General features: G+C 59.9%; 20 protein-coding genes and 3 pseudogenes. 11 read left to right on the plus strand and 12 right to left on the minus strand.

Annotated features, from left to right (window positions below; translation table 11 throughout):
- A partial coding sequence (locus tag F0169_RS27565) for a hypothetical protein (protein ID WP_206670184.1) occupies positions 1–203 on the minus strand: 203 nt, incomplete at its 3' end.
- Between the two features lie 120 nt (positions 204–323).
- Between F0169_RS27565 and F0169_RS20760 the strand changes: the two genes are divergently transcribed.
- Together F0169_RS20760 and F0169_RS20765 are read left to right on the plus strand one after the other, a co-directional pair.
- On the plus strand, positions 324–1,256 hold the full coding sequence (locus tag F0169_RS20760; protein ID WP_099239886.1) for an iron-sulfur-binding ferredoxin reductase: 933 nt from the start codon (positions 324–326) through the stop codon (positions 1,254–1,256).
- 30 nt (positions 1,257–1,286) lie between these two features.
- Positions 1,287–2,036 (plus strand): enoyl-CoA hydratase-related protein, encoded by a 750-nt coding sequence (locus tag F0169_RS20765; protein ID WP_152747501.1) that lies wholly within the window; start codon positions 1,287–1,289, stop codon positions 2,034–2,036.
- 187 nt (positions 2,037–2,223) lie between these two features.
- On the opposite strand, the gene pyk is transcribed toward F0169_RS20765, so the two are convergent.
- Positions 2,224–3,675 (minus strand): pyruvate kinase, encoded by a 1,452-nt coding sequence (gene pyk, locus F0169_RS20770; RefSeq protein ID WP_058412510.1) that lies wholly within the window; start codon positions 3,673–3,675, stop codon positions 2,224–2,226.
- Between the two features lie 175 nt (positions 3,676–3,850).
- On the opposite strand from pyk, the gene F0169_RS20775 reads away from it, so the two are divergent.
- Positions 3,851–4,225 (plus strand): tetratricopeptide repeat protein, encoded by a 375-nt coding sequence (locus F0169_RS20775; protein ID WP_058412509.1) that lies wholly within the window; start codon positions 3,851–3,853, stop codon positions 4,223–4,225.
- A gap of 222 nt (positions 4,226–4,447) precedes the next feature.
- Positions 4,448–4,807 (plus strand): hypothetical protein, encoded by a 360-nt coding sequence (locus F0169_RS20780; protein WP_058412508.1) that lies wholly within the window; start codon positions 4,448–4,450, stop codon positions 4,805–4,807.
- A 15-nt stretch (positions 4,808–4,822) separates the two neighbouring features.
- On the opposite strand, the pseudogene F0169_RS20785 reads toward F0169_RS20780, so the two are convergent.
- The 6 genes and pseudogenes from F0169_RS20785 to F0169_RS20810 all read right to left on the minus strand — a co-directional run bounded on the left by F0169_RS20785 (position 4,823) and on the right by F0169_RS20810 (position 11,492).
- Positions 4,823–6,153 (minus strand): annotated as a pseudogene (locus F0169_RS20785) (DUF58 domain-containing protein).
- A gap of 7 nt (positions 6,154–6,160) precedes the next feature.
- On the minus strand, positions 6,161–7,156 hold the full coding sequence (locus F0169_RS20790; protein ID WP_152747502.1) for an AAA family ATPase: 996 nt from the start codon (positions 7,154–7,156) through the stop codon (positions 6,161–6,163).
- Positions 7,153–8,310, minus strand: a complete 1,158-nt coding sequence (locus F0169_RS20795; protein ID WP_152747503.1) for a DUF4350 domain-containing protein — start codon at positions 8,308–8,310, stop codon at positions 7,153–7,155. Before F0169_RS20795 ends, F0169_RS20790 begins: the two co-directional genes overlap by 4 nt.
- Positions 8,307–9,836: a DUF4129 domain-containing protein gene (locus tag F0169_RS20800; RefSeq protein WP_152747504.1), complete on the minus strand. Its 1,530-nt coding sequence runs from the start codon at positions 9,834–9,836 to the stop codon at positions 8,307–8,309. The genes F0169_RS20795 and F0169_RS20800 overlap by 4 nt, the downstream gene beginning before the upstream one ends.
- Positions 9,823–10,803, minus strand: a complete 981-nt coding sequence (locus F0169_RS20805) for a stage II sporulation protein M (protein ID WP_152747505.1) — start codon at positions 10,801–10,803, stop codon at positions 9,823–9,825. The genes F0169_RS20800 and F0169_RS20805 overlap by 14 nt, the downstream gene beginning before the upstream one ends.
- Positions 10,800–11,492 carry an RDD family protein gene (locus F0169_RS20810; protein WP_122251928.1) on the minus strand — a complete coding sequence of 231 codons (693 nt, stop codon included), beginning with the start codon at positions 11,490–11,492 and terminating at the stop codon, positions 10,800–10,802. The genes F0169_RS20805 and F0169_RS20810 overlap by 4 nt, the downstream gene beginning before the upstream one ends.
- 166 nt (positions 11,493–11,658) lie before the next feature.
- Here F0169_RS20810 and sbcB point away from each other — a divergent pair, with 166 nt between their 5' ends.
- Complete coding sequence (gene sbcB / locus F0169_RS20815; protein ID WP_172979502.1) at positions 11,659–13,086, plus strand: exodeoxyribonuclease I; 1,428 nt, start codon at positions 11,659–11,661, stop codon at positions 13,084–13,086.
- A 90-nt stretch (positions 13,087–13,176) separates the two neighbouring features.
- Here the strand turns inward: sbcB and mvaT are convergent, their stop codons facing one another.
- Positions 13,177–13,551, minus strand: a complete 375-nt coding sequence (gene mvaT, locus F0169_RS20820; RefSeq protein ID WP_058412501.1) for a histone-like nucleoid-structuring protein MvaT — start codon at positions 13,549–13,551, stop codon at positions 13,177–13,179.
- Positions 13,552–13,899: 348 nt separating this feature from the next.
- Here mvaT and purU point away from each other — a divergent pair, with 348 nt between their 5' ends.
- Both purU and F0169_RS28505 read left to right on the plus strand, forming a co-directional pair.
- Entirely contained in the window at positions 13,900–14,748 is an 849-nt protein-coding gene (gene purU / locus F0169_RS20825; protein WP_058412500.1) for a formyltetrahydrofolate deformylase, read from the plus strand.
- A gap of 95 nt (positions 14,749–14,843) precedes the next feature.
- Positions 14,844–15,013, plus strand: a pseudogene (locus F0169_RS28505) (hypothetical protein).
- A 34-nt stretch (positions 15,014–15,047) separates the two neighbouring features.
- Here F0169_RS28505 and F0169_RS28510 read toward each other — a convergent pair.
- Both F0169_RS28510 and F0169_RS28515 read right to left on the minus strand, forming a co-directional pair.
- Positions 15,048–15,812, minus strand: a complete 765-nt coding sequence (locus F0169_RS28510; RefSeq protein WP_421555314.1) for a methyl-accepting chemotaxis protein — start codon at positions 15,810–15,812, stop codon at positions 15,048–15,050.
- A 93-nt stretch (positions 15,813–15,905) separates the two neighbouring features.
- Positions 15,906–16,937: pseudogene (locus F0169_RS28515) on the minus strand (HAMP domain-containing protein); the annotation flags it as partial.
- A 192-nt stretch (positions 16,938–17,129) separates the two neighbouring features.
- Here F0169_RS28515 and F0169_RS20835 point away from each other — a divergent pair.
- Positions 17,130–18,608: a helicase HerA-like domain-containing protein gene (locus F0169_RS20835; RefSeq protein ID WP_152747506.1), complete on the plus strand. Its 1,479-nt coding sequence runs from the start codon at positions 17,130–17,132 to the stop codon at positions 18,606–18,608.
- 4 nt (positions 18,609–18,612) lie between these two features.
- On the opposite strand, the gene F0169_RS20840 is transcribed toward F0169_RS20835, so the two are convergent.
- Positions 18,613–19,068 (minus strand): DUF721 domain-containing protein, encoded by a 456-nt coding sequence (locus tag F0169_RS20840; protein WP_058412497.1) that lies wholly within the window; start codon positions 19,066–19,068, stop codon positions 18,613–18,615.
- A gap of 304 nt (positions 19,069–19,372) precedes the next feature.
- On the opposite strand from F0169_RS20840, the gene secA reads away from it, so the two are divergent.
- From secA to F0169_RS20855, 3 genes are all read left to right on the plus strand, one after another.
- Positions 19,373–22,108, plus strand: coding sequence for a preprotein translocase subunit SecA (gene secA / locus F0169_RS20845; RefSeq protein WP_058412496.1), 2,736 nt, complete (start codon positions 19,373–19,375; stop codon positions 22,106–22,108).
- Between the two features lie 122 nt (positions 22,109–22,230).
- Complete coding sequence (gene argJ, locus F0169_RS20850) at positions 22,231–23,448, plus strand: bifunctional glutamate N-acetyltransferase/amino-acid acetyltransferase ArgJ (RefSeq protein WP_099239923.1); 1,218 nt, start codon at positions 22,231–22,233, stop codon at positions 23,446–23,448.
- 20 nt (positions 23,449–23,468) lie between these two features.
- Complete coding sequence (locus F0169_RS20855; RefSeq protein WP_172979503.1) at positions 23,469–24,413, plus strand: Nudix family hydrolase; 945 nt, start codon at positions 23,469–23,471, stop codon at positions 24,411–24,413.
- Positions 24,414–24,452: the final 39 nt, after the last annotated feature.

Below are 24,452 nucleotides of genomic sequence, written 5' to 3' on the forward strand. Positions count from 1 at the left end.
CGCTGTGGCTCGGCATGCCCGCGTGCGGCCATCGTGGTTAACGGGGCGCTTCTCAGATCAAGATCACAAAGATCAACAGCAAGAGCACGGCGGCCTGAAAGCCGACCTGAGTGGGTGAAGCGGATCAAAGGCGGGTTTTGCATACACAGCAGATCTGCTTTTTTGCTTTCTGTGGGAGCGGGCTTGCTCGCGATGGCATCCACCGGGTCTGCTTGATGCACCGGGGTATTTGCAGCGCAGGCAAGCCTGCGCTCACAAAAAACTCGGGTTGTGCCAGGCGCCTCGCGTTATGGTTAGTGAACTTTTAAATGCTTGAGACCTATATGCCTGAACTGCACGTCGGCGAACGCCACTGGTCGGTAGCCACCGGCAGCAACCTGCTCGATGCCTTGAATCAGGCCGGTGTGGCCGTGCCTTACAGTTGCCGGGCGGGCAGTTGCCATGCGTGTTTGGTGCGCTGCCAGGGTGATGTCGAGGACAAACAACCCGACGCCCTGAGTCCGGCGCAACGTCAGGATGGCTGGCGTTTGGCCTGCCAGTGTCAGGTCACCGGTGATGTGCAGGTCGAAACGTTTGACCCGGTGCGTGACGGTTTGCCCGCTCAAGTCGTTGGCGCCGATTGGCTCAGTGCGTCGGTGCTGCGCCTGCGCCTGCAACCGGAGCGCGGCCTGCGTTATCGCGCCGGGCAGCATCTGGTAGTGTGGGCGGGGCAGGTGGCGCGGCCTTATTCCCTGGCCAGCTTGCCGCAGGAAGATGCGTTTCTGGAGTTTCATCTCGATTGCCGCCAACCCGGCGAATTCAGCACCATTGCGCGCCAGTTGCAGGTAGGCGATTACCTGCGACTTGGCGAATTGCGCGGCGGCGCGCTGCAATACGATTGCGATTGGCAATCGCGGCCGCTGTGGCTGCTGGCTTCCGGCACCGGCCTTGGGCCTTTGTGGGGCGTGTTGCGCGAAGCGTTGCGACAAGAACATCAAGGCGCTATCCGCGTGATCCACTTGGCGCATGACGCCGACGCGCATTACCTGGCCGGGCCCTTGGCGGCGCTGGCCGCGCAGCACCCCAACGTGAGCGTGGAGCTATGGACCGCGGCTGAATTGACCCAGGCATTGGCACAACTTCGGCTTGTTTCGCGGCAAACTCTGGCTTTACTCTGCGGACACCCTGCCAGCGTCGAGGCGTTTTCCAAGCGCCTGTTTTTGGCGGGATTGCCGCGCAATCAACTGCTGGCCGATGTGTTCCTGCCGCGTGGTTGAGCGCTGAACTTTCCAGTTGCGAGATTCGCCATGACCGATGCCATTTTAGTCCAGCGCGAGCGCGGGTTGCTGACGCTGCAGCTCAACCGCCCCGACAAGAAAAACGCCCTGACCCGCGCGATGTACACGCAACTGGCCGAGGCGCTGGAGCAAGCCGATGCGCAGGCGGGTATTCGCGCCGTGCTGATCCAGGGCAGCAGTGAATGTTTTACCGCAGGCAACGATATTGGCGACTTTCTTGAACAGCCGCCGAGCGACCTCGACAGCCCGCCATTTCACTTTATGCAGAGCCTGCTCAATTGCCGCAAGCCAGTGGTGGCCGGCGTGGCGGGTGCGGCGGTGGGGATTGGCACAACGCTGCTGCTGCATTGCGATTTGGTCTACATCAGCCGCGATGCGCGCTTGCGCATGCCGTTCGTCAACCTTGGGTTATGCCCCGAATTTGGCTCAAGCCTGATTCTGCCGCGCCTGTTGGGGCATGCGAAAGCGGCTGAATTGTTGCTGTTGGGCGAAGGCTTTACCGGTGAGCAGGCGGCGCAGTGGGGCATTGCCACCGAGGCGTTGGGCAGTGGTGAGGCGGCACTCGCCAAAGCGCGGGAAATTGCCGAGCGCTTCGAAACCCTGGCGCCTGGGGCCGTGCAGGTCAGTAAGCAGCTGATGAGAAGTGTTGATCGCGAACAGTTGCGGCAGGTGATCGAGGAAGAGGGCGCATTGTTTACCCAGCGCCTGAAGTCGCCGGAGGCGATTGCGGCGTTGTCGGGGTTTATCACCCGGCGCTGAAGGTGGGTTGATGGGTTAGGCCTCATCGCGAGCAAGCCCGCTCCCACATGTTGATCTGTGAACACTGGCTAATGTGGGAGCGGGCTTGCTCGCGATGAGGCCAATACCGCCCACACAAAAAACGGCTCAAAAACGCAAAAAGCCCCGCCATTCACAGGGCGGGGCTTTGGTTTTTCAGCCTGTCACATCAGACCATCGGGTCGCCAACGTGCAGGATTTTCATGCCGTTGGTGCCGCCGATGGTGTGGTAGCTGTCGCCCTTGGTCAGGATGACCCAGTCGCCTTTCTCCACAACGCCGCGCTTGATCAGCTCGTCGATGGCAGCCTGGCTGACTTCATGCGGCGGCAACGACGCCGGGTCGAACGGTACGGTGTACACGCCACGGAACATCGCCGCGCGCGCTTGGGTTTCGCGGTGCGGGGAGAACGCGTAGATCGGCACCGAGGAACGGATGCGCGACATGATCAGCGGCGTGTAGCCACTTTCGGTCAAGGCGATGATCGCTTTAACGCCCGGGAAGTGGTTCGCGGTGTACATGGCGGCCAGGGCGATGCTCTGGTCGCAGCTTTCGAACTCTTTGCCGATGCGGTGGCTGGAGGTCTTGCTGGTCGGGTGCTTTTCGGCGCCGATGCAGATACGCGCCATGGCTTGAACAGCTTCCAGCGGGTAGGGGCCAGCAGCACTTTCAGCCGAGAGCATCACGGCATCGGTGTAGTCGAGCACGGCGTTGGCCACGTCGGACACTTCGGCGCGAGTCGGCATCGGGTTTTGGATCATCGACTCCATCATCTGGGTCGCAACGATCACCGCTTTGTTGTGGCGGCGTGCGTGCAGGATGATCTTCTTCTGAATACCGATCAGCTCGGCATCACCGATTTCCACGCCGAGGTCGCCACGGGCAACCATCACGGCATCGGACGCCTTGATCAGGCCGTCGAGGGTTTCATCATTGGCCACGGCTTCGGCGCGTTCGATCTTCGCCACCAGCCAGGCAGTACCGCCAGCTTCGTCGCGCAGTTTGCGTGCGTATTCCATGTCGGCGGCGTCGCGCGGGAAGGACACGGCGAGGTAGTCCACTTCCATTTCGGCGGCGAGCTTGATGTCGGCCTTGTCTTTTTCAGTCAGTGCCGGGGCTGTCAGGCCACCGCCGCGACGGTTGATGCCTTTGTGGTCGGACAGCGGGCCGCCGATGATCACGGTGCAGTTCAGCTCAGTCGGGGTTGCGGTGTCGACGCGCATGACCACACGGCCGTCGTCCAGCAGCAACTCGTCGCCGACGCCGCAATCTTTGACCAGGTCCGGGTAGTCGATACCCACGACTTCCTGGTTGCCGTCGGTCAGCGGGTGGCTGGTGGAGAAGGTGAATTTGTCACCGATTTTCAGCTCGATCCGCTTGTTGGCGAATTTGGCGATGCGGATTTTCGGGCCTTGCAGGTCACCCAGCAATGCCACGAACCGGCCATGCTTGGCGGCCAGGTCACGCACCAGCTTGGCGCGAGCCTTGTGCTCGTCCGGGGTGCCGTGGGAGAAGTTCAGACGGGCAACGTCCAAACCAGCCAGAATCAGCTGTTCGAGGACTTCCGGCGAGTTACTGGCCGGGCCAAGGGTGGCGACGATTTTGGTACGACGGACGGACATGCACAGACTCCTGAGTTCAAGCGCTGGGGAAGGCTACTATGCTCTTTCGTTGTAGTCATTGTTCGTTTGCACTACTTATCGACGATCAGCTTGTTTTTGCTGCGGTTGAATAGACCAACATCCTTGAAGATTTTCGGCCAGGGGTCGATACACTGCACAAGACAGGAGAACCCCTATGCGAATTTTGCTCGTTGCTGCCCTGGCCGTCAGTGTTGTCGGCTGTACCCGCTGGTCGATGGACCACCATTTGAATAACGCTTACCGCGCCTACGGGGTGGGTGATTGCCAGCGCGTTACTCTGGAGTTGTCGCAGGTCGACCGCGAGAGCCGCACCCGTCGTTATGTACAACCCGAGGTTTCAATGTTGCGCGGGCAATGCCTGGAACGTCAAAAATTGTTTGTTGATGCCGTACAAACCTATCAGTTCATCATCAGCCAATACCCCGCAAGCGAATACGCTTACCGTGCCCGCGCCAGGCTCGATACCCTGCAGCAGTTAGGGCATTACCCCGGCGCCAGTGTTGCGCAGCCACGGCCGGCGTCGTTGTAATTATATTTGTGATTGAGTGGGTGGCTCGATGCCGGTATTGGGCTATTGTTTAGATGTTCGTTTGTAGAGGTTTATATTCATACGAATGCTTAAACCTGACTCGGCATTTGTTTAGTGACCAATGCGATGTTTTTGTCACGCCGAGCCTCAGGGAGAGTGAGCCATTGGCTCGTTCCGAATCATAGGCACGGCCAGGGCATGGCCATTGGATGGCGAACTCACATGTTTACCCACCGAAGGATCGAGCGGCATGAATTAACCTGCTTCCTGCAGGTATTCAATCGTATTACCGACAAACCCATCGGCTTCCTCGGCAATGCTTCCGAACAGGGGCTGATGCTGATCAGCCACTTGCCGATGATGGTCAACGCGGATTTCGACCTGTGCTTGAAAATTCCTGGCGCAGACGGCGAGTTCCACATCATTGACCTCACGGCGACGTGTTTGTGGAGCCATGAAGACATCAACCCTCTGCATTATGACTCGGGGTTCCGTGTGGTTCAGGCCTGCGATGAATATGTACAGTTGATCAACGCCTTGGTGAACTACTTCAGTTTCGACCCATTACAGGCGTCCGCCTGAACCCCGCCAGTTTACTCAGAATGCGCCGGCTTTTTTCCAGCCCAGATAGCGTGTCACCAGTGCGGCGCCAAGCTCCGGCGGGGATGTATCCACTACCGATACACCATGCGCGCTCAGGCGATCATGCAGTTCGTTTCGGGTATTCAGGTAGTCCACCGTGCCGCTGTAAATCAGCGCTTCAGGCAAGGTTTGCACAGCGCCTGGCGCAGTTGATCAAGCACCTCCTCGCGCAGACTGGCCACCAACACCCGGTGCTGTCGACCGATGCGCTTGACCGCGGTTATCAGTGCGTCATCGTCCTCATCGCGCAGGTTGGTGATTACGATCACCAGGGCTCGACGTTTTTGCCGGGCCAGTAGCTGGCTGGCGGCCGCCTGATAGTCGGCGGTTCGCCGGGTGGTATCGAGGTCATACACCGCATTGAGCAGCAGGCTCAGTTGGCTGCTGCCCTTGACGGGCGCCAGGTAGCGCGGCGCATCACCGGCAAAGGTGCACAGGCCCACCGCGTCGCCCTGACGCAGCGCGACATAACTCAGCAACAGGCAAGCGTTAAGCGCGTGGTCGAAGTGCGATAACTCGCCGTCCTGGCTGCGCATGCGCCGGCCGCAATCAAGCATGAATACAATTTGTTGGTCGCGATCATCCTGGTATTGCCGAGCGATAGGCGTGCGTTGGCGTGCGGTGGCCTTCCAGTCGATCTGGCGCAGGCTGTCGCCTTCGCGAAACTCACGCAGTTGATGGAATTCCAGCCCCAGCCCCCGCCGCTGATGTTGACGCACACCGAGCTGGCTCAGCCAGTTATCCACACCGAGCAATTGTGCGCCGTATAAGCGGGCAAAATCCGGGTAAACACGGGTGGCATCCTCGACCTCGACAAAGCGTCGCGCCGACCACATTCCAAACGGGCTGGGCAGTTGAATTTCACAGCGGCTGAAACTGAAGTGCCCACGGCGCAGAGGTCGCAGGCGATAGCCGACCTCGCTGCTTTCACCGGGGCGCAGCTCAAGGGTCTGAGGCAGGTTTTGCATACTCAGGCCATCCGGGACGTGATCGAACACCTGCACCTTCAGCGGCTGCGCGCAAGTGTGTGTGAGGGTCAGGCGAACGTCACCCCAACGCCCGAGTGCCAGGCTGCCGGGCATTTGCCGTTGCACCTGCACAGTGGGGCGGCGGCGCAGACGCGCGGCATCCAGTAACGTCAGCAGCAACAGCGCCAGCAGCAAACCCCAGGCTATCGAGTGTAGCGTGCGGGGTACGTTGAACTGCAGCGCCACTGCCGCGCCGAGCAGAATGTTCAGGCCCAGCAGTACACCCAGCCAGCTCAACAACAGTCGGGTCGGCTTCATCGGCGAGTCACTGACGCGGGGCCGGAATCTGGTCCAGCAACTGCTTGAGCACCTGGTCGACCTCCAGGCCTTCGATGTCCAGCTCCGGCGCAATGCGCACCCGATGACGCAGTACCGCCAGTGCGCACCCCTTGATGTCGTCCGGGGTGACGAACACGCCACCGCGCAACAAAGCCCGGGCCCGGGCGCCGCGTACCAGGGCGATGGACGCTCGGGGGCCGGCGCCGATGGCCAGCCCAGGCCACGTGCGGGTGGCGCGAGCCAGGCGCACGGCGTAGTCGAGCACCTGTTCATCCAGGGCCAACTCGCTGGCGATCTGCTGCAGGTGCAGCACATCCTGCGCCTGCAACACGGTACGCAAAGGGTGTACATCCAACATGTCGGCCCGGGACGAGCGCGTCACCTCGCGCACCATCTCCAGTTCCTGCTGCGCGTCCGGGTAGTCCATGCGCACTTTGAGCATAAAGCGGTCCAACTCAGCCTCTGGCAGCGGATAAGTACCTTCCTGTTCGATAGGGTTCTGGGTCGCCAACACCATGAAGGGCTGACCAATGGGCAGCGCTTCGCCCTCCAGCGTCACTTGGCGCTCCTGCATCGCTTCGAGCAGTGCGGCTTGGGTTTTGGCCGGGGCGCGGTTGATTTCGTCGGCCAGTAACAGGTGAGTAAACACCGGGCCTTTGCGCAGCTTGAACTGCTCGGTGTGCAGGTCGTACACGGCGTGGCCGGTGACGTCGCTGGGCATCAGGTCCGGGGTGAACTGGATCCGCGCGTAATCGCCACCAAAACACCGCGCCAGCGCACGCACCAGCAGCGTTTTGCCAAGGCCGGGCACGCCTTCGAGCAGCACATGGCCGCCTGCGATCAACGCGGTGAGTACGTCGTCGATCACCTGATCCTGGCCGATCACCGCCTTGCGCAGTTCAACGCGCAGGGCCTGTGCCTGTTGGCTGGCGTGCTGGAGGCTGTCTGCGGTGAGTGCAGAGCCGGCTGGAAAATCGCTCATAGGGCATTCCTGAGAGTTTGCAGGCACGCCACCTGACGGCTGAAATCGGCGCTGGTGAGCCGTTTTGCCGGCAGTGGGCCGAGGGCCTGGCGGATAAGGTGGGAGGGTTGGCGCGTCAGGCGTGCAAGCACCTGCCACTGTTCAGCGCTGTCGAGGTGTTCAAAGCCTGGGTGACGACGCCTTGCTGCGCGTTGCACGTCGCGTTGCAAGGCTTGCAACAGGCTGCCTTGGCCACTGCGACGCAGCAGGAAGTCGGCGCTGGCTTGCAGGTGTTCCTGCAATTGCCGGCGAGCCTTGGGCGCAGGTGCCTGGATCGGACCTTGGCGCACACCGGCCTGCCAGAGCGCCAGGGCGATCAGCGCGACGAGCGCCACCAGGGCTTGCGGGAAATTGCGCAGCAACAGGCTCAGCAGGTTGTCTTCGTCACTGTTAAACAGCAAGGTCACGTCGGTGCCCTGGTTGAGGTACCACAGCAGCCAGGCATTGTCGTGTTTGCCGATGCCAGCGGTTTTCCACAGGTCGCTGTCGGTTACAACCGTCACGGTGCCCTGGCCGAGGCCGCGTTGCATCAGGTGGCTGGACCTGGCGCTGTTGGCGGAAAATTGCGCCAGGTGCTTGGGGTCGGTGAGGTTGAAGTCGGTGTCGAAGCTGAAATACGCCGGGGCGGTTTCATTGTCGAGGTACAGTTTGGTCAGGTCCGGCGCTTTGTTTTTGCGCGGCGTGGCTGGCGCGTCAACGGTCTCACTCATGACTGGGTGGATGTTCAACCGATCAAGCAGCAGGTCAGCGCTTTTGCCGGTTTCTTCATCCCACAGTGCTTCGGCGACCACCAGCAGGTGGCCGCCTGAATTCGCCCAGCCCATCAATTGATCCACTTGGCGTGGGCTCATGTTGCTGCGTTCGCCCAGCAGTAACAGGCTATGACCTTTGGCGGGAAGGTTGGTGAGTCGTTCTAGGCTATTGGCGTGCTCAACGGCCAGACCTTGTTGGCGCAGAAAGTATTCTGCCGCCAGGTAGGGGTTCGCCTGGGCGAGTGGCGAGGGGCCGCGATCGACCACTTCGTCATACGGGATTGCCTTGTGCCACGCATAAAAAGCGCCAGCTCCCAGCACGCACGCCAGCAGCAGCCCGACGTATACCCACGGCCGGTTCATTGCGCGGCCTCCGAACCGAACAGCGCCCGCCAATCGTTGCAGAGTTTTTGCTGGGCAAAGGCAGGCGGCAGATGGTGACCATACGCGAGGTTCTGCCAGTGGCCGGTCAGTTCATCACTGAACGCCAGCAGTTGCGGTTGTTGCAGGTGGTGAACGCGCTGCAGCACCTGGCCTTCGGTATCGGCGCTTTTCAGTGGCAGGTTGAAGTCATGCAACAAGCGGCTGAGCAGGCCCCGGTACAGAAGGCCCAGGGCTTCGCGCGGCTGAGTGGGCCATAATTGTTCAGCAGCGCTGGCGATGTCTTCGGGCAATGTCTCTGTGCCCAGCGCCAGGCCGAACATCTGCGCCGGTACCGCCTTGGCTATTTTGGGGTTGCGCTGCGGGCGCCGGCTAACAAACGTGCGCAGCCACTCACGGTAGCGCCAGAGCAGCAGCGCGACGCCGCCGATCATCAGGCTCCACAGGAGTATTTCCAACCCTTGCCCAAGCGTTTTAAAAGTGTTGCTGTTGAGTTGGTTCAGCAACGCCTGAAGCCACGCGGGTAATTTACCGTCGCCGTGTGCCTGCTTTTCAGTCACGGTTTTTTCGTCACCAAAACGGTAGCGGGTAACGGTTTGCGGATTTTTGAAGGGCGGCTGTTCCAGCACGTGCTTGATCGATTGGCTGGCGGTTTGAGTACTGAGCGGTGGTTGCTCGCTCGGGCCATCAGCCATCGCCGGCGGGCTGGCGGGTATCAGCAACATGCCCACAACCAGCACCAGTAAAGGCGCACTGTTGCTCAGGCGCTGGCGTAACCGGCGTAAAACCAGTTCCAGGTCCCAGGCTTCCAGTACAGTGCGTCGGTTGAGGTACAGGCTGAAACCGCAGGCCACATAAATAGGCTCCCAGAACACCAGAACCAGCGCATAAAAGGCGTTGGTCAGGTGTTCCAGCCAAAGCCAGTCCGAGCCCACCGCAAGCGCGAGCTGTTGCCAGCTCCAATCACGTTCTACCTGTTCTGGAATGAACAGGTAGAGCAGCGTCATGCCGCCAAGCCACAGGCCGACTTCCAGGTGCATACCGATGAGGGTCAGCCAGCGCGCGGCGCCGGCGTTGTGCTGTAGCAGCACCCCGAGGCGTTGTTGGCGCGCCTGATCAGCCAGGCCTTCAAGCTGGCTCACCGGCAGCACAAAACTGCGACTCAAGCTGAGGCGGCGCCAGGTCAGGCTGACCAGCAACTGGCTTTTGAGCAGGCTTGGCCAATGGCGTACGGCTTGCTTGATGCTCGGCGTTTCACCAAACAGGGCCTTGGACAGGATGTACAGTGGCAAACGGTCGAACGCCGGCTTGAGCCACCAGAACACTAACAGTACGACAGAGGGGTGGTCCCAGAGCAGCGCCGTGAGCAGGGCAAACACCGGCAAGCTGACCAGCGCCCAACTGCTCATCAACAGAAGGCGATATTTGCGCGCCATTAAGATGCCAAGGTCCATGGCTTCCCAAGTGGTACGTGGGCGGATGGCCACGCTGGCATCACTCAGGCGCATGGCGAGTCCGTCCAGCGAGGGTCAGGTAAGCGGCTACCAGCAGCCAAAGTGCAGTGCCCACAAGGTATTTGGCCCAGGGGGCGATGCTGGTGGTTGAAGACCAGTAGGCCTCGATAAACGCTGCTATCAACAGGAACACGATCACACCGCAGAGCATCTGCACGCTTTTGTGTGCTGCCAAACGCAGTGACTCACTGCGCGCCAGTGGCCCCGGCGCGATCAACGCCCAGCCCAATTGCAACCCTGCCGCGCCGGCGAGGGCGATGGCGCTCAATTCGAATGCAGCGTGCCCGATAACAAATGACCAGAACGTTTGGCCATAGCCGATTTCGGTCAGATGACCGGCGACGGCACCGATGATCAAACCGTTGAAAATCAGAAAAAACGCGCTGCCCAAGCCGAACAGCAAACCGGCGGCAAAGGTCTGGAAGGCGATGCCGATGTTGTGCATCACGTAGTAGCCAAACATCATCCAGTCCTCGCTGGAAGCACGTTCGGCGGCGCGGCCCAAGCGGCTGGCGTCGGGGTCGTACATGCTCTGCATCTCGGCGACCTGTTGGGCACTGACGATGGTGTAGATCAAGCCGGGAAACAGATACACCAGCAGGGCTATGCCCACCAGGCTGCCGAAGAACAGCAGGCTGGCGACCAGCACGAAACGCCATTGTTCGCGCACCAGACGCGGGAAGTCGGCCAGGATAAAAGCCAACAGGTTCGCGCCCAATTGGCTGCGATGGCGATACAACTGTTGGTGGCCACGCAGCGCCAATTGCTCCAGCGGGTCAACCAGGTAACTGCTGTAGCCGCGCTCTTGAGCCAGGGCCAGGTGCTGACATAAACGTCGATAATGATGAGGAAACTCAGCCGCGTCACCGGGCTTGGCTTTACCGTGCTCCAATGCTTTCAGTTGCTCTGCAAAGGCCTGCCACTGGGCTTGGTGACGGCTCTCGAACTGGCTCTGTTTCATACAGGCCCCAACAGGCCACGGGCGACACCATTGAGTTGCTCGACGGCGCGCGCCGGAGACACTTGCAAGGGCTCGGCAAGGATTGCGGCCAGTTCATGCACCCGCTCGGCGGACAGTTCAGCCTGGCGTTCGGCGAAGCCAAGGATGGCGCGCTGTTCGCTCAGCTCCAGGGCAAAGGGCAGGCGCAAGGCCGTAGCGTGAGGTATTTGCGGGCGGACCAGGGGCCGTTCGCGGTAGATCACCAGGGTGCCGGCTGCCAGGTCGCCGAGTCGTTTGAAGTGTGGATGTTGCAGGCAACTGATGGCGCCGAGGAAGTAGCCGAAGGGCAACATATCGACAAAACGCAGCAGGTTGCGAATCAGCGAAGCGGACCAGCCGACCGGCGTGCCGTCGTCCTGCACCACCCGCAGGCCCATCACCTGTTTGCCCGGAGAGCATCCTTGATTGAGCACTTCGAACAGCACCATGTACCACCAACTGACCAGAAACAGCAGCAATGAACCCAAGCCAATACCAATATTGCCGAGCAACGCCAGCGGCACGAGCAGGATGCCCATGAGCAGCCCACGCACGCCCAGGTCGAAGGCAAAGGCCAGTGCGCGAGGGGGCAAGCCTGCCGGGCGCAAGGGTAGATCGATGCCTTCGGGCGTCTCGATCTGATAGCGGGTGTCCAAAGGGGCTGGTGGCATTGCAATCCCTGGCAGTGCAAAGCGGTTAGGAGAGACGGATGCTAGCAGTGTCGACGATGGAAGCAACCACTCAAGTTTTTGCTGGATGTTTGTACAGTCAGGTATCGCTGGCCCCCGACGCCTTACAGCGCCTAGACTTCGTCGATCTTCAGTACAGGAACAGCCCGTGACCTCCATTTTCTGGTACGACTATGAAACCACCGGTATCAACCCGCGCAGCGATCGCCCGTTGCAGGTTGCCGGTATTCGTACCGACCTCGAACTCAACGAGGTCGGCCCGCCGGTCAATCTTTATTGCCGGCCCAGCGACGATATTCTGCCGCATCCGGCCGCCTGCGCGATCACCGGTATTACCCCGGGCATTCTGGCCGGGAAGGGCTTGGCTGAAGCTGACTTCATGACCCGTGTACACGCTCAGTTGGCCGCGCCAGGCACCTGTGGCGCGGGTTACAACACCCTGCGCTTTGACGATGAAATGACGCGCTACAGCCTGTACCGCAACTTTTTTGACCCTTACGCGCGTGAATGGCAGGGCGGTAACAGTCGTTGGGATTTGATCGATGTGGTGCGCACCGCCTACGCGTTGCGCCCGGATGGGCTTGTGTGGCCTGAACAGGACGGGCGCGTCACCCTCAAGCTTGAACGCTTGACCGAGGCGAACGGCATCGACCATGGCCAGGCCCACGATGCCTTGTCGGACGTGCGTGCCACGATTGCGTTGGCGCGCCTGGTTCGGGACACACAACCCAAGCTGTATGACTGGCTGTTCCACCTGCGCAGCAAGCAGCGGGTGATGGATCAAGTGCGTTTGCTGCAACCCATGGTGCATATTTCCGGGCGGTTTTCTGCTGAGCGGCATTACCTCGGCGTGGTATTACCGCTGGCGTGGCACCCGCGCAATCGCAATGCGCTGATTGTGTGTGACCTTGGGCTCGACCCGCAGGGCTTGCTTGATCTGGACGCCGCTACCTTGCGCCAGCGGCTTTATACGCGGCGTGATGCGCTGGCGGAAGGTGAACTGCCAGTGCCACTCAAGTTAATTCACATCAACCGGTGCCCGGTGGTTGCGCCCTTAAATGTGCTGCGGGCGCAGGACCGTGAGCGGCTTCAATTGGATATTGACGTCTGCCAGGCGCGCGCGCTGCGACTAACTGACGCACAGGAAGTGTGGCGCGATAAGTTGGCGGCCATTTATGCCGAGGAAGATTTTGCGCCGAGTAGCGACCCCGAGCAGCAGCTCTACGATGGTTTTATAGGTGACCGCGACCGTCGTCTGTGCGAGCAAGTCCGGGCGGCAGAGCCTTTACAGCTCGCGCGTCAGCCATGGCCTTTTGATGATGAACGTTTACCGGAATTATTATTTCGCTACCGCGCACGTAACTTTCCTGAAACCTTGAACAACGAGGAGCAACAGCGCTGGAAACTTTTCTGTCAGCAGCGTTTGTCCAAGTCGGAATGCGGCGCGCCGAATACCCTTGAGGCATTTAAGCAGGCACGTCAGGAGTTGGCGGTAAGTGCTACATCGTTTCAGCGCGAGGTGTTGGATCAATGGCAGGCGTATGCCGACTCTTTAGCCGCGCGGCTGAATCTGTAGTCAGGTAATTACACACTATGCGGACAATAAAAAACGCCAGCATGCTGGCGTTTCTTATGTAGCGTCTATCAGGCCAAGGCCCGACCAAGCTTAGCCCAGCAGGGTAGCCCAGCCTTCAACGACGTCGCCGCCCCACTTGGCTTTCCACTCTTTCAGGGTTTTGTGATTGCCGCCTTTGGTTTCAATCACTTCGCCGTTGTGCGGGTTCTTGTATTGCTTAACCTTGCGAGCACGTTTGGTGCCGGTAGTTTTCACAGCACCGCGCGGCGCTTTAACTTTCGACTCTGGATCCAGCAGCGCGATGATGTCACGCAGGGATTTGGAGTATTCACCCATCAGGGCGCGCAGTTTGCCTTCGAATTCCAGCTCAGTTTGCAGCTTGTCGTCTTCGGACAGGTTCTTCAAACGAGCTTGCAGCTCTTTGATAGCTTCTTCGGTGGCGCGGTATTCGTTGATCAGGGACATGTGGGCTACCTTATGGAGAGCGCTGATTGTCAGGGGAAGTGGCCTAATAATAGTCAGGCAAACTCTGCAAGTAAACATTTAAGGATGTTTTTAGGTGAATTACGTTGAATGTTTGCGGTGAAGCGCTGCCATTGAGTTAATTAGTCGGTGGTTACCTAAGAATAATCTCGTTTATTTTTGTTAACAGCCCATGCGTTCGTTGGCGGGTGCATATAGCGCGCATAAAACCTTACGCGCTTAGGGGGCGTAGCCGGCGCAAGGGGCTCGAATAAGCCGCAAGGACTACTGCAGTTTTTCTGCGTAATCGCTAGAATGGCGGCCTTTGCGAAGTTCTGGAGTTTCCCCCTAATGCGCACTTTTCGGCTGGTGATCGCTTGCCCGGACCGGGTTGGCATCGTTGCCAAAGTCAGTAACTTTCTGGCCTCCCACAACGGCTGGATCACCGAGGCGAGCCACCACTCGGACGATCTCAGCGGTTGGTTTTTCATGCGTCACGAAATTCGTGCCGACACACTGCCCTTTGGTCTTGAAGCCTTCCGTGAGGCGTTTACGCCTATCGCTGAAGAGTTTTCGATGACCTGGCACATCACCGACACCGAGCAGAAAAAGCGTGTGGTGCTGATGGCCAGCCGTGAGTCCCACTGCTTGGCCGACCTGCTGCATCGCTGGCACAGTGATGAGCTGGACTGCGAGATCGCCTGTGTCATTTCCAACCATGACGACCTGCGCAGCATGGTCGAATGGCACGGCATCCCTTATTACCACGTCCCGGTTAACCCGCAGGACAAGGAGCCGGCCTTCGCCGAGGTCTCGCGCCTGGTCAAGCAACACGACGCTGACGTGGTGGTGCTGGCGCGTTACATGCAAATCCTGCCGCCGGAGCTGTGCCGCGAATACGCAGGCAAGGTGATCAACATTCACCACAGCTTCCTGCCGTCGTTCGTCGGTGCCAAGCCCTATCACCAAGCCTCGCTGCGTGGCGTAAAGCTGATTGGCGCAACGTGCCATTACGTCACCGAAGAACTCGACGCCGGGCCGATCATCGAGCAGGACGTGGTGCGTGTCAGCCACAGCGACAGCATTGAAGACATGGTGCGTTTTGGCCGTGATGTCGAGAAGATGGTGCTGGCCCGTGGCCTGCGCTATCACTTGGAAGACCGCGTGCTGGTGCACGGCAACAAAACCGTGGTGTTCTGATCAGGGCATTTAACGTTTTTGATTGAACAGTCAGGGGGCCTGGGCGTTAAATCGTCTCAGGCCCTTTTTGTTTGCCTGCCGTCGAGGACTGACTGATGAGCGACCCACTGGACAAAGCCACTTCCAAGGCCCCGGCGACGTTGGGGGAGGGATGTTTGAGTCGATTTGACCCGGATGACCTGGACGCGGAGGACGCACCGAATTTCCCGGTGCCGCCGAGTTGTGGCAGCGCGAGCGCGGCGAGGCCCAGCCTGGCGAAGAATAATCGCCCGCCGCCTACCCGGGCGGCGGGCATTGGGTCAAATGCGGAAACTGCCCACCAACTGCTTCAAGCGCGCCGCCTGTTGTTCCAGGTCGGCACAGGCGCGCAGGGTTGAATGCAGGTTCTCCACGCCTTCCTGGTTGAGGGTGTTGATTTCGGTGATGTCCATGTTGATCGATTCCACCACCGAGGTTTGCTCCTCGGTGGCGGTGGCCACTGACTGGTTCATGCCGTCGATCTCGCCAATACGCTGGGTCACGCTGTTCAGGCGTTCGCCCGCCAGGTTGGCGATTTCTACGCTGTCCTGGCTGTAGCGCTGGCTTTCACTCATGGTGCTCACCGAATCGCGGGCGCCGACTTGCAGTTCCTCGATCATCTTTTGCACCTGTTGCGCCGATTCCTGGGTGCGATGGGCCAGGTTGCGCACTTCATCGGCCACCACCGCAAACCCGCGCCCGGCTTCACCGGCACGCGCCGCTTCAATGGCAGCGTTAAGCGCCAGCAGGTTGGTTTGCTGGGAAATGCTGGTGATCACCTCAAGAATCTGCCCGATATTCACCGTCTTGCTGTTGAGCGCTTCAATGTTGCTACTGGAAGTGCTGATCATTGCCGACAGTTGCGTCATCGCCTTGATATTGCGATCCACCACCTGTTGCCCGTCTTCGGCCAAGTGCCGCGCATCGCTGGCCTGGCTGGAGGCTTGCGCTGCGTTACGGGCGATCTCCTGGGCGGCGGCGCCCAGCTCGTTGATGGCCGCGGCGACGCTGTTGGTGCGGTTGGCCTGTTCGTCGGAGTTGACCATCGACGAGTTGGAGGCGCTGACCACGCGCAGCGCGACTTCGTTGACCTGTTCGGTGGCCGAGGACACCTCGCGTATCGAGGTGTGAATACGCTCGACGAAGCTATTGAAGGCATTCCCCAGCGTGCCGAATTCGTCGTGGTTCTGGATGGTCAGGCGGCGGGTCAGGTCCCCTTCGCCGTCGGCGATGTCCTGCATGGCGCGCGTCATCACGTGCAGCGGTTGCAACAGCACCCGAATCAACATGCCCAGCAGCGCAATGATGATCACCACCGCAATCAGCGTGGCGATGACTGCCGAGGTGCGGAATTCGCTGAGCATGGCGAAGGATTTGTCTTTATCCACCGAAACACCCAGGTACCAGTTCACCGAAGGCAGGCCCTTGATCGGTGTAAAGGTCACGATGTTGTCTTTGCCGTTGGCTTGAACTTCGCTGAACTCGCGACTGATTTTTGGGGTGTTTTTAGGGTACATATCAGCCAGGGTTTTCATCACCAGGTTCTTGTCCGGGTGCACCAGTACCTTGCCATCGGCACTGACCAGGAACGCGTAGCCCATGCCGCCGAAATTCAGGGCGCCGATGTTATCCACAAGCGTTTGCAGGCTCAGGTCGCCGCCGACTACGCCGATACTTTGCCCGCCCTTGGCGCTGGGTGTGGCAATCGAAATGATCAACTGGCCGGTAGCGGCGTCGATATAGGGTTCGGTCAGGGTTGAGCCGTTGCTGCTCTGCGCGCCCTTGTACCAGGGGCGAACGCGCGGGTCGAAGCCGTCCGGCATCTTGCTGTCGGGGCGGATGGTGAACGCACCTGTGCTGTCGCCCACGTAGGTTGCCATGAACGAAGAGGTCAGGGTTTTCTGTTCGAGCAGGCTGGCAACCACAGACGGTTCAGGGTTGATGGCGATGTTTTGGGCAACGTTTTCCACCAGCGCAATGCGCCCGGTGAGCCAGGTTTGAATGTTGCTGGCGGTGACATCGCCCATTTCATGCAGGTAGTTATTGAGATCGTCGCGAATCGCATTGCGTTGCAGATAGTCGTTGTAGAGGGTAAACAGTGCGAAAGCGGCGATGACGATAAGGGAGGCTGCAAGCAGTATCTTGTGGCTGAAGCGCAGATTTTTATTCATGGCTTGTAGGGTCCGCTAAGGTCTTGATATCCGAAGCGCGTCCTGGTGGGACGCACCAAATAGCAGCGTCAAATAAGTGCGAAGTTTCCGAGTGTCGTTGAGGAAACTGTCTGACTGATTTTTTAGACTTATTGGGTCTGACGTATCTGTGTATCGACCTTGCAGCGCTAAAGCTTAACCATAGGTGACCAAATGTCTGATTCAACGCAACTTCTTCTCGGCGCCGGCCCGGACGGTCAGCCTATCGCCCAGGCCATGCGCCTGGCCAACCGTCATGGGTTGATTGCCGGCGCCACCGGCACCGGCAAGACGGTTACGTTGCAGCGCATGGCGGAAGCCTTCAGTGATGCGGGTGTGGCCGTGTTCGCCGCTGATATAAAAGGTGACCTGTGCGGCCTGGGGGCGGCGGCCAACCCTCAAGGCAAGGTGGCCGAGCGCATCGCGGGTATGCCTTTCCTCAACTACACGGCCAAGGCGTATCCGGTCACGTTGTGGGATATACACGGCCAATCCGGTCATCCGCTGCGCACCACCATCAGCGAAATGGGCCCGTTATTGCTCGGCAGCCTGTTGGAACTGACCGACAGTCAGCAATCGGCACTGTATGCCAGCTTCAAGGTGGCGGACCGCGAGGGCTTGTTGCTGCTCGACCTCAAAGACCTCAAGGCATTGCTCAACCACCTGCACTATCACCCGGAGCTACTGGGCGAGGATGCGGCGTTGATGACTACCGGCTCCAGCCAGGCGCTGTTGCGGCGCCTGGCGGTGCTGGAACAGCAGGGCGCCGAAGCGCTGTTTGGTGAGCCGGCGCTGCAACTTGAAGATATTTTGCAGCCTGCCAGCGATGGCCGCGGGCGCATCCACCTGTTGGACGCCAGCCGCTTGGTGCATGAGTCGCCAAAGGTCTATGCGACGTTTCTGTTGTGGTTGTTGGCTGAGCTGTTCGAGCAGTTGCCGGAGCGTGGCGATGCCGACAAACCGCTGTTGGCGCTGTTTTTCGACGAAGCGCATTTGTTGTTCGCCGACACGCCCAAGGCGTTGCAGGATCGCCTGGAGCAGGTGGTGCGGCTGATTCGCTCCAAAGGTGTTGGCGTGTATTTCGTCACGCAGTCGCCGGGTGACCTGCCGGACACGGTGCTCGCGCAATTGGGCTTACGCGTGCAGCACGGTCTTCGCGCGTTCACCGCTAAAGAGCAAAAGTCCCTGCGTGCGGTGGCGGATGGGTTCCGTCCCAACCCGGCATTTGATGCGTTATCGGTGCTGACCGAATTGGGCACCGGCGAGGCGCTGGTGGGTACGTTGCAGGAAAAGGGCACGCCGCAAATCGTCCAGCGCGTGTTGGTGGCACCGCCGCAATCGCGCATCGGGCCACTCAGCGAGGCCGAACGTGCTGCGCTGATCGCCAGTTCGCCGTTGCGCGGGCGCTATGACAAACCGGTTGACCGTGAATCGGCCTACGAAGTGCTGATGGCGCGCAAGGACCTCGGACCGAGCGATGCACCAAAGGCTACCGCCGACGAACCGAGCTTCACCGACAAAGCCGGCGCATTTTTGGGCTCTGCGGCGGGCAAGGCACTTAAATCCGCCCTGCAACAGGCCGCCAATCAAATGGGCCGTCAGTTAGTGCGTGGGTTGTTGGGTTCTTTGCTGGGTGGCAGCAAGCGCAAATAGGCGTTCAGGGTTTGGGCTTGGCATGCGCGGCCAGCCGCTCGAGTGCCGCGCGCAAGCCCGGGTCGCTGATGCCGTCGGCCGTTGCCTGAATGGTTTCGGCGGCATTCACCGACAGGTCCATGGTGTGCCCCACCGCGCCTTGCTGCACGGTGGGTGGCTGCACCTTGAACTGGATACGCGTCAAACTGGCAAACTCATCAAATGCCATCAATTGTCGCTGCAGGCGTTTTTGCTGATAGCGCAAGCGGGTCGCCCAATGACCATCGGTGACAATTAACAGCAAATGACCTTCGCGCCAGGACGCCACATGGCAATGTTCACGCGCGGCGGGTTGCAGTTGGCTTTCGAGCAGGCGTTGCAAAAGGCCCAGGCGTTGCGCGTGGCCGAAGATGGCTTTCAACGGTTTGGCTTCGCGGAGCAACGCGGCGGGAGCGCGAGCTGTAAGTGGGCGAAATGCCATGTTTAGACACCTTAGGTAACAGAGCCGCCATCTTAGCAGAAAGCGCTTGGCGGCCCCAGGCAATGCGTCGGCAGGGCTTTGCCCGTGAAATCAATAGCTAACTTCTGCTACTCATGGGTTGAAGTTCCAGCAAAAGCCCTTATTTTAATCAGGCCCTCTCACAGCCACATGCCCGCTTCGGGGAATAACGCCACTTTCCTCACCCACGATTCCGGGTAGAATACGCGTTCGCATGCGGCCGTGAGGGCTGCACGGGCCACTCACGGTGCGCCCTCCATCCCTATGTGTGGAAGAACCTGCCGATATGTTTGCGCCTTTGTTAAAGAAACTTTTTGGAAGCAAGAATGAGCGCGAAGTTAAACGCATGCTCAAGACGGTGCAGCTGGTCAATGCCTTCGAAGAGCAAATGGTTGCCCTTTCGGACGAGCAATTGCGCGCCAAGACCGAAGAGTTCAAGGCCCGCATAGCCAAAGGTGAAACCCTCGACAAGCTGCTTCCCGAAGCCTTTGCGGTCGCCCGTGAAGCCGGTAAGCGTGTCATGGGCATGCGCCACTTCGACGTCCAGTTGATCGGCGGCATGACCTTGCACGAAGGCATGATTGCCGAAATGCGTACCGGTGAAGGCAAGACCCTGGTGGCAACCCTGGGTGTTTACCTCAATGCATTGTCCGGCAAGGGCGTGCACGTGGTGACGGTGAACGACTACCTGGCTCGCCGGGACGCCAACTGGATGCGCCCGCTGTATGAATTCCTCGGCCTGACGGTCGGCGTGGTCACGCCGTTCCAGCCGCCGGAAGAGAAACGCCTGGCCTACGCTGCCGACATTACCTACGGCACCAACAACGAATTCGGTTTCGACTACCTGCGCGACAACATGGCGTTCAGCATGGAAGAAAAATTCCAGCGTGAACTCAATTTTGCCGTGATCGACGAAGTCGACTCCATCCTGATCGACGAAGCCCGTACCCCGCTGATCATCTCCGGCCAGGCCGAAGACAGCTCGCGCCTGTACACCGAGATCAACAAGTTGATCCCGCGTCTTGAGCAGCACATCGAGGAAGTGGAAGGCGTGGTGACCAAAGAAGGTCACTACACCATTGATGAGAAGACCCGTCAGGTCGAACTCAACGAAGCTGGTCACCAGTTTGTCGAAGAGATGCTGACGCAGATCGGTGAACTGGCGGAAGGCGAAAGCCTGTACTCGGCGCACAACCTGGGCCTGTTGACCCACGTGTATGCTGGCCTGCGCGCTCACAAGCTGTTCCATCGCAACGTTGAATACATCGTGCAAGACGGCCAGGTCGTGCTGGTTGACGAACACACCGGCCGTACCATGCCGGGTCGTCGCCTGTCCGAAGGCCTGCACCAGGCCATCGAAGCCAAGGAAGCGCTGAACATCCAGGCCGAAAGCCAGACGTTGGCGTCCACCACGTTCCAGAACTACTTCCGTCTGTACAACAAGCTGTCCGGCATGACCGGTACTGCCGACACCGAAGCGTTCGAATTCCACCAGATCTATGGCCTGTCGGTGATGGTTATCCCGCCGAACAAGCCGCTGGCGCGTAAAGACTACAACGACTTGGTGTTCCTGACCGCTGACGAAAAATACGCAGCCATCGTCGCCGACATCAAGGAATGCATGACCCACGGGCGTCCGGTGCTGGTGGGTACTGCCACCATCGAAACCTCCGAGCACATGTCCAGCCTGCTCAATAAGGAAGGCATCGAGCACAAGGTTCTGAACGCCAAGTTCCACGAAAAAGAAGCTGAAATCATCGCCCAGGCCGGTCGCCCAGGCGCACTGACCATCGCCACCAACATGGCCGGTCGTGGTACCGACATCCTGTTGGGCGGTAACTGGGAAGTGGAAGTGGCTTCCCTCGACAACCCGACCCCTGAGCAAATCGCCCAGATCAAGGCTGACTGGCAGAAACGCCACCAGGCGGTGTTGGAGTCCGGTGGCCTGCAGGTGATTGCTTCCGAGCGTCACGAGTCGCGCCGTATCGACAACCAGTTGCGTGGTCGTGCCGGCCGTCAGGGTGACGCCGGTTCGAGCCGTTTCTACCTGTCGCTGGAAGACAGCCTGATGCGTATCTTCGCCTCGGACCGGGTGAAGAACTTCATGAAAGCCCTGGGCATGCAGTCCGGTGAAGCGATCGAGCACCGCATGGTGACCAACGCCATCGAGAAGGCCCAGCGCAAGGTTGAAGGCCGTAACTTCGACATTCGCAAGCAACTGCTCGAGTTCGACGACGTCAACAACGAACAGCGTAAAGTGATTTATCACATGCGTAACACGTTGCTGGCCGCCGACAACATTGGCGAGACCATCGCCGACTTCCGTCAGGACGTGCTTAACGCGACGGTCAGCGCACACATTCCGCCACAGTCGCTGCCTGAGCAGTGGGATGTTGCCGGTCTGGAAGCGGCGTTGAAGACTGACTTCGGTGTGGATCTGCCGGTCCAGCAATGGCTGGATGACGACGACCACCTGTACGAAGAGACGCTGCGCGAGAAACTGATGACCGAGCTGCTGCTCGCGTATAACGAGAAAGAAGAGCAAGCGAGTGCCGAAGCACTGCGCACCTTCGAGAAACAAATCGTACTGCGCGTGCTCGACGATCTGTGGAAAGACCACCTGTCGACTATGGACCATCTGCGTCACGGTATCCACTTGCGTGGTTACGCCCAGAAGAACCCGAAGCAAGAGTACAAGCGCGAGTCGTTCACGCTGTTCTCCGAGCTGCTGGATTCGATCAAGCGCGATTCGATTCGCGTGCTGTCCCACGTTCAGGTGCGTCGCGAAGACCCGATCGAGGAAGAAGCTCGCCTGCGTCAGGAAGCCGAGGCATTGGCCTCGCGCATGCAGTTCCAGCACGACGAAGCGCCGGGCCTGGAAGCGCCTGAAGTATTGGGCGAAGAGGTTGATGTGGCCTTGGCTCAAACCCCGGTTCGCAATGACCAGAAGCTGGGCCGTAACGAACTGTGCTGGTGCGGTTCGGGCAAGAAGTTCAAACACTGCCACGGCGAAATCAACTAAGATTTTTGCCTGACGCCGCTGCACCCCGCGCCGCGACCGGCATCAGCCGTCGCGGCGTTTTGCCATTAATTTCACCGTCTATCTCGACGGCACAGACATCACCTATTTTAAGGAGCGCATTCATGGCTGTTGGTCTTGGTCCTTTGCCCACATTGCACCCGGTTGCCGGTTTTGAACTCGGTATCGCTTCGGCCGGCATCAAACGCCCAGGGCGTAAGGATGTGGTCGTGATGCGCTGTGCCGAAGGCTCGACCGTCGCCGGTGTGTTTACCCTGAATGCGTTCTGCGCCGCGCCGGTTATCCTGGCCAAGCAACGTGTAGCGGGCTCGATTCGTTATTTGCTGACCAACACCGGCAACGCCAACGCAGGCACCGGTGAGCCAGGCCTGGTCGCCGCCGCGCGCACCTGCGCGAAGCTGGCCCAGCTTGCCGGGGTTGATGCCAGCCAAGTGCTGCCGTACTCCACCGGTGTTATCGGTGAGCCGCTGCCTGTGGAAAAAATCGAAGGCGCACTGCAAGCGGCGCTGGATGACCTGTCTGTGGATAACTGGGCGGCGGCGGCCACCGGCATCATGACCACCGACACATTGCCCAAAGGCGCCAGCCGTCAGTTTGTGCACGACGGCGTGACCGTTACCGTGACCGGCATCAGCAAAGGCGCCGGGATGATTCGCCCGAACATGGCGACCATGCTCGGCTACATCGCCACCGACGCTAAAGTCTCGCGCGACGTGTTGCACAGCCTGATGCTGGATGGGGCTAACAAGTCGTTCAACCGCATCACCATCGATGGCGATACATCGACCAACGACTGCTGCATGCTGATTGCAACCGGTAAAGCCAACTTGCCGGAAATCACCTCCACCAGCGGCCCATTATTCGCGGCGCTGAAGCAGGCTGTGTTCGAGGTGTGCATGGAAGTGGCCCAGGCCATCGTGCGCGATGGTGAAGGCGCCACCAAGTTCGTCACCGTGGAAGTTAACGGCGGCGGCAATCACCAGGAGTGCCTGGATGTCGGCTACACCGTGGCCCACTCGCCGCTGATCAAGACGGCATTGTTCGCCTCTGACCCGAACTGGGGCCGCATCCTGGCCGCCGTTGGCCGCGCCGGTGTGCCTGACCTGGACGTGAGCAAGATCGACGTGTTCCTCGGTGACGTGTGCATCGCCAGCCGTGGCGCGCGCGCTGAAACCTACACCGAAGCCCAAGGCTCGGCGGTCATGCAGCAGGAAGAAATCACCATCCGCATCGAACTCGGTCGCGGTGAGTGCAGCGAAACCATCTGGACCACCGACCTGTCCCACGAGTACGTGAAGATCAATGCGGAATACCGTACCTGATAGCCAAGAGGATACGCGCGGTGAAACGAGTGCATGTAGCAGCAGCGGTGATCTGCGGTGTCGACGGCAGGATTCTGCTGGCACGCCGCGCCGACACTCAGCATCAAGGCGGCCTCTGGGAATTCCCCGGTGGCAAGGTGGAGGCCGATGAATCGGTCGCCACTGCGCTGTCGCGCGAATTGCAGGAGGAGCTGGGCATCCAGGTCACCACGGCGCGACCGTTGATCAAGGTGCAGCATGATTACCCGGACAAGCAGGTATTGCTGGATGTCTGGGAAGTCTCGGCGTTTACCGGCGAGCCGCATGGCGCCGAGGGGCAGCCGTTGGAATGGGTTGCGCCGCGTGATCTGCCGTACTACGAGTTTCCTGCTGCGAATGCGCCGATCGTATCTGCCGCACGTTTGCCGGCCGAGTACCTGATCACCCCGGGCGAGCTGGAAACGCCGACGCTGTTGCGCGGTATTCGCCAAGCCATTGCCGGTGGCATCAAGCTGGTTCAACTGCGCGCGCCAAACGGTTACGACCCAAAATACCGTGATTTGGCGGTGGATGCTGTGGGGTTGTGTGCGGGCAAGGCGCAGTTGATGCTCAAAGGCCCGTTTGAATGGCTGGGGGATTTCCCGGCGGCCGGCTGGCACATGACCTCGGCGCAGTTGCGTAAATATGCGAGCAAGGGGCGCCCGCTGCCCAAAGATCGCTGGCTGGCGGCGTCGTGTCATAACGCCGAAGAGCTGGCGCTGGCAGAAATGATGGACGTGGATTTTGTCACGTTGTCGCCGGTGCAGCCGACGCAAACGCATCCTGATGCTCAGCCGTTGGGGTGGGATGAGGCCGCGCGGTTGATCAGTGGGTTCAGCAAGCCGGTGTTTTTGTTGGGCGGGGTTGGGCCTGCGCAGCGGGAGCAGGCTTGGGAAGTCGGGGCTCAGGGGGTTGCCGGGATTCGGGCGTTTTGGCCGGAAGGTTGATGGTGTTTTGACTGGCCTCATCGGGAGCAAGTCGAATCG

This window comes from Pseudomonas kitaguniensis, from assembly GCF_009296165.1.
Lineage (GTDB): Bacteria > Pseudomonadota > Gammaproteobacteria > Pseudomonadales > Pseudomonadaceae > Aquipseudomonas > Aquipseudomonas kitaguniensis.